Consider the following 7,994-nt stretch of genomic DNA (forward strand, 5'->3'; position numbering starts at 1 on the left):
GATGTCAAACCCTTCCCAGGGCAAAGCCCTTTGCGATGTAGTTTCGGACGAAATAGATCACCAATGCGCCGGGGATGATGGTCAGCACCCCGGCGGCGGCGAGCACGCCCCAATCCATGCCCGAGGCCGAGACGGTGCGGGTCATGGTGGCGGCGATGGGTTTGGCGTTCACGCTGGTCAGGGTGCGCGACAGCAGCAGTTCCACCCAGGAGAACATGAAGCAGAAGAAGGCCACCACGCCGACGCCGCTGGCGATCAGCGGCAGGAAGATGCGGATGAAGAAGCGCGGGAAGGAATAGCCGTCGATATAGGCGGTCTCGTCGATTTCCTTCGGCACGCCGCGCATGAAGCCTTCCAATATCCACACCGCCAGCGGCACGTTGAACAGGCAGTGCGCCAGCGCCACGGCGATGTGGGTGTCGAACAGGCCGACCGAGGAATATAGCTGGAAGAACGGCAGCGCGAACACCGCGGGTGGCGCCATGCGGTTGGTCAGCAGCCAGAAGAACAGATGCTTGTCGCCCATGAAGCGGTAGCGCGAGAAGGCGTAGGCCGCGGGCAGCGCCACGCAGACCGAGATCACCGTGTTCATCACCACGTAGATGATCGAGTTGACGTAACCCATGTACCACGACGGGTCGGTCAGGATGGTGCGGTAGTTGCCGAAGGTCAGGTTGGCGGGGAACAGGGTGAAGCTGCTGGTGATTTCGGTGTTGGTCTTCAGGCTCATGTTCACCAGCCAGTAGATCGGCACCAGCAGGAACAGCAGGTAAAGCCCCATGACGATGGCGGACCCCTTGATGCGCATCAGACACCGTCCCTTTTGTCGAGGTTGGTCATCACGGTGTAGAACACCCAGGAAATCAGCAGGATCACGAGGAAATACATGATCGAGAAGGCGGCGGCGGGGCCGAGGTCGAACTGGCCGATCGCCATCTTCACTAGGTCGATCGACAGGAACGTGGTGGCGTTGCCGGGGCCGCCGCCGGTGACGACGAAAGGCTCGGTGTAGATCATGAAACTGTCCATGAAGCGCAGCAGGACGGCGATCAGCAGCACGCCCTGCATCTTGGGCAACTCGATGAAGCGGAACACCGACAGGCGGCTGGCCTGGTCGATCTTGGCGGCCTGATAATAGGCCTCGGGGATGGATTGCAGCCCGGCATAGGCCAGCAACGCGACCAGTGAAGTCCAGTGCCAGACATCCATCACGATCACCGTGGCCCAGGCGTCAAAGGCATTGTTGGTGTAGTTGTAGCTGATGCCCATCGCGGCCAGCGTGTGCCCCAGCAGACCGATGTCCACCCGCCCGAAGATCTGCCAGATGGTGCCGACCACGTTGAACGGGATCAAGAGTGGCAGCGCCATCAGCACAAGGCAGACCGAGGCCCAGAACCCTTTCTTGGGCATGTTCAGCGCGATGAAGATGCCCAGAGGCACCTCGATCAGCAGGATGATGCCGGAAAACATGAACTGCCGCCACAGCGCCTGATGCAGGCGGTCGGAGGCGATCATTTCCTCGAACCACTCCAGCCCGGCCCAGAAGAACTGGTTGTTGCCGAACGTGTCCTGCACCGAGTAGTTGACCACCGTCATCAGCGGAATCACCGCCGAGAACGCCACCAGCACCAGCACCGGCAGCACCAGGAACCACGCCTTGTTGTTCTGCGTCTTGTCCATCAGGCGGCCCTTTCCAGCTGCGATTTCGGGGCAACGCGCCAGTCGTCGGCGTAGACGTTGATCTTTTGCGGCGCAAAGCTGACGCGGGTAAGGTCGGCACCGATGGCCATGCCTTCGGGGGCGATCAGGTTGAAGGGCTGGCCGAACACCTCGCCGCGCAGGATGCGGTGGCGGCCGACGTCCTCGATGCGGCGCAGGGTGATGGGGAGGCCCGCTTCATCGGTCAGGCTGGCGAATTCGGGGCGGATGCCGATCTGGGTGCGGCCCTTTTGCGCGGCATAGGTTGCGCCCAGCGGGACGGAATGGCCCTGCACGATGGCGCGCGACCCGTCAATTTCGGCGTCGAGCAGGTTCATGCCCGGCGAGCCGATGAAATAGCCGACAAAGGTGTGCGCGGGGGTTTCGAACAGTTCCTCCGGCGTGCCCATCTGCACCACGCGGCCGTCATACATCACCACCACCTTGTCGGCGAAGGTCAGCGCCTCGGTCTGGTCGTGGGTGACGTAGATCATGGTGTGGCCGAACTCGCGGTGCAGGCTTTTCAACTGGGTGCGGAGTTCCCATTTCATGTGCGGGTCGATCACGGTCAGCGGTTCGTCGAACAGGATGGCGTTCACGTCCTCGCGCACCATGCCGCGGCCGAGGCTGATCTTCTGCTTGGCGTCGGCGGTCAGGCCGCGCGCCTTGTGGTTCAGCCGCGCCTCCATCCCGATCATCGCGGCGATCTGCTGCACGCGGGCCTTGATGTAGGCCGCATCCATGCCGCGGTTGCGCAGCGGGAAGGCAAGGTTGTCGCGCACCGTCATGGTGTCGTAGACCACGGGAAACTGGAAGACCTGCGCGATGTTGCGCTCTGCGGTGGGGGCGTCGGTCACGTCGGTGTCGCCAAACAGCACCCGGCCGTGGCTGGGGCGCACAAGGCCCGAGATGATGTTCAGCAGGGTGGTCTTGCCGCAGCCGGACGAGCCCAGCAGCGCATAGGCCCCGCCGTCCTGCCAGACGTGATCCATCTCTTTCAGGGCAAAGTCGATCTCGCCGCGCGGATGCGTCATGTAGGTGTGGGCCAGCTTCGCAAGGGTGATCTGTGCCATGGTTCCCCCTATGCCGCCGAAGCGTAGGCGGCGGGTGCCACCAGCGCGCCGGATTGGTCGAACAGATAGACATGCGCCGGATCGAGCCAGACGGTCAGCGCCGACCCCGGCGCCAGATCATGCACCCCATGCACCAGCCCCACCCAGCGGTCGGGGCCATGATCGAGGTGCAGGTAGGTTTCGGACCCGGTGATCTCTGTCACCGCCAGGCGGCAGGAAAGCTGCACCGCATCGCCGGAATGGCGGTTCAGTTCCAGATGGTTGGCGCGGAAGCCGGCGGTGTAGCGGCCATCGGGCAGGGCGGCAAAAGGGCCGTCGGCGGGCGCATTGGCGGTATCGCCGAAATTCATCCGGTGGCCCTGCTTGAAGCACGACAGGAAGTTCATCGGCGGGTCGGAAAACACCCGCGCCGTGGTGGCGTCGGTGGGCATGCGGTAAACCTGCGGCGTCGGGCCGAACTGGGTGATGCGGCCCTCCCACAGGGTTGCGGTGCGGCCGCCCAGCAGGAGCGCCTCTTCGGGTTCGGTGGTGGCATAGACGAAGATCGCGCCCGATGCCTCGAAAATGCGCGGAATCTCGGCGCGCAGTTCCTCGCGCAGCTTGTAGTCGAGGTTGGCCAGCGGTTCGTCCAGCAGCACGAGGCCCGCGTTCTTGACCAGCGCGCGGGCCAGGGCGCAGCGCTGCTGCTGCCCGCCCGAAAGCTCCAGCGGTTTGCGCCCCAGCATCGGGGTCAGCTTCAGCATCTCGGCGGTGGCCTGCACCGCGCGGTCGATCTCGGCTGTGGTCTTGCGCATCAGGCGCAGCGGCGAGGCGATGTTGTCGTAAACCGTCATTGCCGGGTAGTTGATGAACTGCTGGTAGACCATCGCCACCTTGCGGCCCTGCACGCGCATTCCGGTGACATCGGCACCGTTCCACAGGATGCGCCCGGTGGTGGGCGCATCGAGCCCCGCCATCAGCCGCATCAGCGAGGTCTTGCCAGACAGGGTGGGGCCCAGCAGCACGTTCATCGTGCCGCCTTCCAGCACCAGATCGGTCGGCTGGATGTGCATCCGCCCTTCGACCTGCCGCGAGACCCCGATGAATTCCAGCGCCATCCCGCCCCCCCTATTCCGCTGCGGGGCTGACAGCCCCGTGCATTTTCGCCTGCGACATCCAGACGTCGATCCTTGCGATCTGGTCGGCGTCAAGCCGCAGCCCCAGCTTGCTGCGCCGCCACACCACATCTGCGGCACAACGTGCGTATTCGCGGGTCATCAGCCAACGAAGTTCGGATTCGGTCAAGGTGGCACCGAAGTCGCGGCCAAGGTCGGCCTGCGTGGCCGCCGCGCCCAGCACGGTACGCGCCTCGGTGCCATAGGCGCGGATCAGCCGCGCGGCCCAGGCGGCAGTCAGAAACGGATAGGCTGTGCGCAAGGCGGCGGTCAGCGCGGCCACGCCGTCGTGCGGGAAGTCACCGCCGGGCATCGCCACCCGTGCCGTCCACGGCCCCTTGGCCTGCGGAAAGAACGGGGCGAGCTTGTCCAGCGCACTTTCCGCCAGCCGCCGGTAGGTGGTGATCTTGCCGCCGAACACGTTCAGCAGCGGCGCGCCGTTCCCGTCCAGCGACAGCACATAGTCGCGCGTGGCCGCTGTCGCCGATTTCGCGCCGTCATTATACAGCGGGCGCACGCCGGAATACGTCCACACGATGTCGGCGCGGGTGACTGGGCGGGCGAAGTAGTCCGAGGCGAAGGCGCAAAGATAGTCCTGCTCCTCATCGGTGCAGACGGCCGTTCCGGGCGCGCCCTGATGGTCGTGGTCGGTGGTGCCGATCAGGGTGAAATCCTGCTCGTATGGAATGGCGAAGATGATCCGGCCATCGGCACCCTGAAAGAAGTAGCAGCGGTCATGGTCGAACAGCCGACGGGTCACGATATGGCTGCCGCGCACCAGCCGCACGCCTTCGGCCGAATTGATCCGCGCGACGTTGCGGATGATGTCCTCGACCCACGGCCCGCCGGCATTGACCAGCGCGCGGGCCAGATGCTCGGCGCGACCCTCGGGGCCTTGGGTGACCACGCGCCACAGGCCCGACTCGCGGGTGGCAGAGGTGACGCGGGTGCCCACCATCACCTGTGCCCCGCGCGCCTCGGCGTCGCGGGCATTCAGCACCACAAGGCGGGAATCCTCGACCCAGCAATCGGAATACTCGAACGCATGTTCGAACCTGGGCTGCAAGGCCCGCCCGGCCGGATCCTGGCGCAGATCGAGCGTGCGCGCGGCGGGCAGGATCTTGCGGCCGCCGAGGTTGTCGTAAAGGAACAGGCCCAGCCGGATCAGCCAGGCCGGGCGGCGGCCGCGGGTCCAGGGCATCAGGCGCGCCAGCATCCGGGCCATCGGGGTGGCCCCTTCGAAGCGCATGTCGGCGTGATAGGGCAGCACGAAGCGCATCGGCCAGCTGATATGCGGCATGGCGACCAGCAGGGTTTCGCGTTCCTGCAGCGCCTCGCGCACCAGACGGAACTCGAAATACTCCAGATAGCGCAGCCCGCCGTGAAACAGCTTGGTCGAGGCGCTGGAGGTGGCCTGCGCCAGATCGCCCATTTCCGCCAGCGCAACCCTGAGCCCGCGCCCGGCCGCGTCGCGGGCGATGCCGCAGCCGTTGATCCCGCCGCCGATGATGAAAAGATCGACCGTGGCCGATCTTGCGTCCGTCGGGCTCACGCTGGTCTCCCCCCAATTCGTGCCGTGCGGCAGAGGTCACCCGTTTTGGCGGCGCCTGTCAAAGGAAATGTTCGTTTTTGGGCGAATTATGCATAAACGAATGTTTTTGATCATGGATGCCGGTCATTCTGCCGCTGCATTGTCAATTTCTGCAGGTGCGAGCAAAACCGCACATCGACGCGGGTCGGGATTTCGGGTGAAAGCGCAATCTTTGCATGACTTTTCGGGGCGGCTGTGGCACTGGGGGCAACACGGCAAGGACGGGGGACCAGGTGGCGCTCAGTTTCCGGCAGGTGGAGATTCTGGAAATTGCGCGGTCCGAAGGCCGTGTCGTGGTCGAGGTGCTGGCCGAACGGTTCGGCGTCACCTTGCAGACCATCCGCCGCGACCTGACCGACCTGGCCGAAGCCGGGCATCTGGACCGGGTGCATGGCGGCGCGGTGTTCCGCACCGGCGTCAGCAACATCGGCTACGAGGAACGCCGCCGGATGAACGAGGCCGCCAAGGCCGCCATCGGGCGGCGCTGCGCGCAGGCCATTCCCGACAACTGTTCGATGATCCTGAACCTTGGCACCACGACCGAAGCGGTGGCGCGCGAATTGCTGAACCATCGCCAGATCACCGTGGTGACCAACAACATGAACGTCGCCAACATCCTTGTCGCCAATGACAGCTGCGAGATCATGGTGGCCGGGGGCGGGTTGCGGCGGTCGGATGGCGGGCTGGTCGGTGACCTCACGACCGAGTTCATCGAGCAGTTCAAGGTCGATTTCGCCATCATCGGCACCTCGGCGCTGGACCGAGACGGCGACCTGCTGGATTTCGATCTGGCCGAGGTGCGGGTGTCGAAGGCGATCATCCGGCAATCGCGCAAGACGTATCTTGTCACCGACGCGTCGAAGATCGACCGCTCTGCCCCGGTGCGGCTGGCCTCGCTGGCCGAGATCGACGCGCTGTTCACCGACGCGGCCCTGCCGGGCGATCTGATGCGGCGCTGCGCCGAATGGGGCACTGCGGTGCATGTGGCCGACCCCCGCGGCAACCCGGCCTAGTCTTTTTTGCCGACGCAGGTCGGAAACAGACAGGTTCCGGTTCGAAATGCCCAAGAATCAGGGCCATGGCCGCGACATGCTGCCCTGGACGCAGCCCGGCACCCCGCCTGAAAGACCAGAAAGAATGAACCCCATGACATCGACTCCCGCCGCCTTCCCCGGTGTTTCCTGGCTGAAGGCCCCCGCGCAAGGCTCCGGGACGGGGATGGCCTCGATCGAGGGGCTGGTCACCGAGATCCTGACCGCCGTGCGCGAGCGGGGCGACGTTGCGGTGCGCGCCTTTTCGGCACGGTTCGACGGCGTGGCCCCCGAGGCGTTCGAGGTGTCGATGGCCGACCGGCTGGCGGCGGTGGCAGAGCTTGACCCCCAGACCCGCGCCGATACCGAATTCGCCATTGCCAACGTGCAGGCCTTTGCCGCCGCCCAGCTTGCCACAATCCTGCCGCTTGAGGTGGAGCCGCTGCCCGGCGTGTTCATGGGGCATCGGGTGATCCCGATCCAGACCGTGGGCTGCTATGTGCCGGGCGGGCGCTTCCCGCTGCTGTCGGCGCCGATCATGACCATCGTGCCGGCCAAGGTGGCGGGAGTGGATCAGGTGATCGCCTGCCTGCCACCCAACGCACACCGCGCGATGATCGCAGGATGCCACCTGTCGGGCGCCGACCGGATATTCCGCATCGGCGGCGCGCAGGCCATTGCCGCCATGGCCTATGGCACCGAAACCGTGCCGCCGGTGAACAAGATCGTCGGGCCGGGCAACGCCTACGTGAACGAGGCCAAGCGGCAGGTTTTCGGCCCGGTGGGAATCGACCAGCTTGCCGGGCCGTCCGAGATCTACATCCTTGCCGATGCCACCGGCGACGCGGCGATGATCGCGACCGACCTGCTGGCGCAGGCGGAACACGACGTGCGAACAAGGGTCGGGCTGATCACCACCCATGCGCCGCTGGCCGCTGCCGTTCGGGCCGAGGTCGAGGCGCAGCTTGCCACGCTGTCCACCGCCGCAACGGCTGGCCCGGCGTGGCGCGACCAGGGAGAGATTGCCATCTGCGCCGACGAGGCCACGATGATCGCCTATTCCGACCATATTGCCGCCGAGCATCTGCAGGTTCACACGCTGGACGCGATGGGCTTTTCGCGCAAGCTGCGCAACTACGGCTCGCTGTTCATCGGCGAACTGGCGTCGGTGGTCTATTCCGACAAATGCTCGGGCACCAATCACACGCTGCCGACCATGGCGGCGGGACGCTATACCGGGGGGCTGTGGGTCGGGGCCTATGTGAAGATCGCGACGCATCAGTGGCTGACGCCGCAGGGTGTGCAGGCCGTGGCCCCGCCCGCCGCGCGGCAAAGCGCGTCCGAGGGGCTGGAAGGTCACCGCCGCGCCGCGCAACTCCGGCTGGACCGGCTGCAGCGGGGCTGACGAATCGCGCGGCCCGGATCTTGCGTGATTCGCTCTCGCGCC

The 7,994-nt window shown here is 65.6% G+C and carries 7 protein-coding genes; 2 read left to right on the top strand and 5 right to left on the bottom strand.

The window, feature by feature from the left end:
* Nucleotides 1-4 precede the first annotated feature (4 nt).
* The 5 genes from RNZ50_24495 to glpD are packed head-to-tail and all read right to left on the bottom strand — an operon-like array spanning nucleotide 5 to nucleotide 5,477.
* Entirely contained in the window at nucleotides 5-808 is an 804-nt protein-coding gene (locus RNZ50_24495; protein MDT8858135.1) for a carbohydrate ABC transporter permease, read from the bottom strand.
* Entirely contained in the window at nucleotides 808-1,680 is an 873-nt protein-coding gene (locus tag RNZ50_24500; GenBank protein MDT8858136.1) for a sugar ABC transporter permease, read from the bottom strand. The genes RNZ50_24495 and RNZ50_24500 overlap by 1 nt, the downstream gene beginning before the upstream one ends.
* Nucleotides 1,680-2,771 (bottom strand): ABC transporter ATP-binding protein, encoded by a 1,092-nt coding sequence (locus RNZ50_24505; GenBank protein ID MDT8858137.1) that lies wholly within the window; start codon nucleotides 2,769-2,771, stop codon nucleotides 1,680-1,682. The genes RNZ50_24500 and RNZ50_24505 overlap by 1 nt, the downstream gene beginning before the upstream one ends.
* A gap of 8 nt (nucleotides 2,772-2,779) precedes the next feature.
* Entirely contained in the window at nucleotides 2,780-3,868 is a 1,089-nt protein-coding gene (locus RNZ50_24510; protein ID MDT8858138.1) for an ABC transporter ATP-binding protein, read from the bottom strand.
* A 10-nt stretch (nucleotides 3,869-3,878) separates the two neighbouring features.
* Nucleotides 3,879-5,477 carry a glycerol-3-phosphate dehydrogenase gene (glpD, locus tag RNZ50_24515; protein ID MDT8858139.1) on the bottom strand — a complete coding sequence of 533 codons (1,599 nt, stop codon included), beginning with the start codon at nucleotides 5,475-5,477 and terminating at the stop codon, nucleotides 3,879-3,881.
* A 272-nt stretch (nucleotides 5,478-5,749) separates the two neighbouring features.
* Between glpD and RNZ50_24520 the strand changes: the two genes are divergently transcribed.
* Both RNZ50_24520 and hisD read left to right on the top strand, forming a co-directional pair.
* The gene (locus tag RNZ50_24520) at nucleotides 5,750-6,529 is read left to right on the top strand and encodes a DeoR/GlpR family DNA-binding transcription regulator (GenBank protein MDT8858140.1); all 780 of its coding nucleotides are present in this window, start codon (nucleotides 5,750-5,752) and stop codon (nucleotides 6,527-6,529) included.
* Nucleotides 6,530-6,662: 133 nt separating this feature from the next.
* On the top strand, nucleotides 6,663-7,952 hold the full coding sequence (hisD, locus tag RNZ50_24525; GenBank protein MDT8858141.1) for a histidinol dehydrogenase: 1,290 nt from the start codon (nucleotides 6,663-6,665) through the stop codon (nucleotides 7,950-7,952).
* The last annotated feature ends 42 nt before the right edge of the window (nucleotides 7,953-7,994 follow it).

The organism is Paracoccaceae bacterium Fryx2 (assembly GCA_032334235.1).
Lineage (GTDB): Bacteria > Pseudomonadota > Alphaproteobacteria > Rhodobacterales > Rhodobacteraceae > JAVSGI01.

Bases quoted from the DNA above. Each gene is read 5' to 3' on its own strand.
- RNZ50_24495 (MDT8858135.1), bottom strand. From the start codon at position 808: ATGCGCATCAAGGGGTCCGCCATCGTCATGGGGCTTTACCTGCTGTTC.
- RNZ50_24500 (MDT8858136.1), bottom strand. From the start codon at position 1,680: ATGGACAAGACGCAGAACAACAAGGCGTGGTTCCTGGTGCTGCCGGTG.
- RNZ50_24505 (MDT8858137.1), bottom strand. From the start codon at position 2,771: ATGGCACAGATCACCCTTGCGAAGCTGGCCCACACCTACATGACGCAT.
- RNZ50_24510 (MDT8858138.1), bottom strand. From the start codon at position 3,868: ATGGCGCTGGAATTCATCGGGGTCTCGCGGCAGGTCGAAGGGCGGATG.
- hisD (MDT8858141.1), top strand. From the start codon at position 6,663: ATGACATCGACTCCCGCCGCCTTCCCCGGTGTTTCCTGGCTGAAGGCC.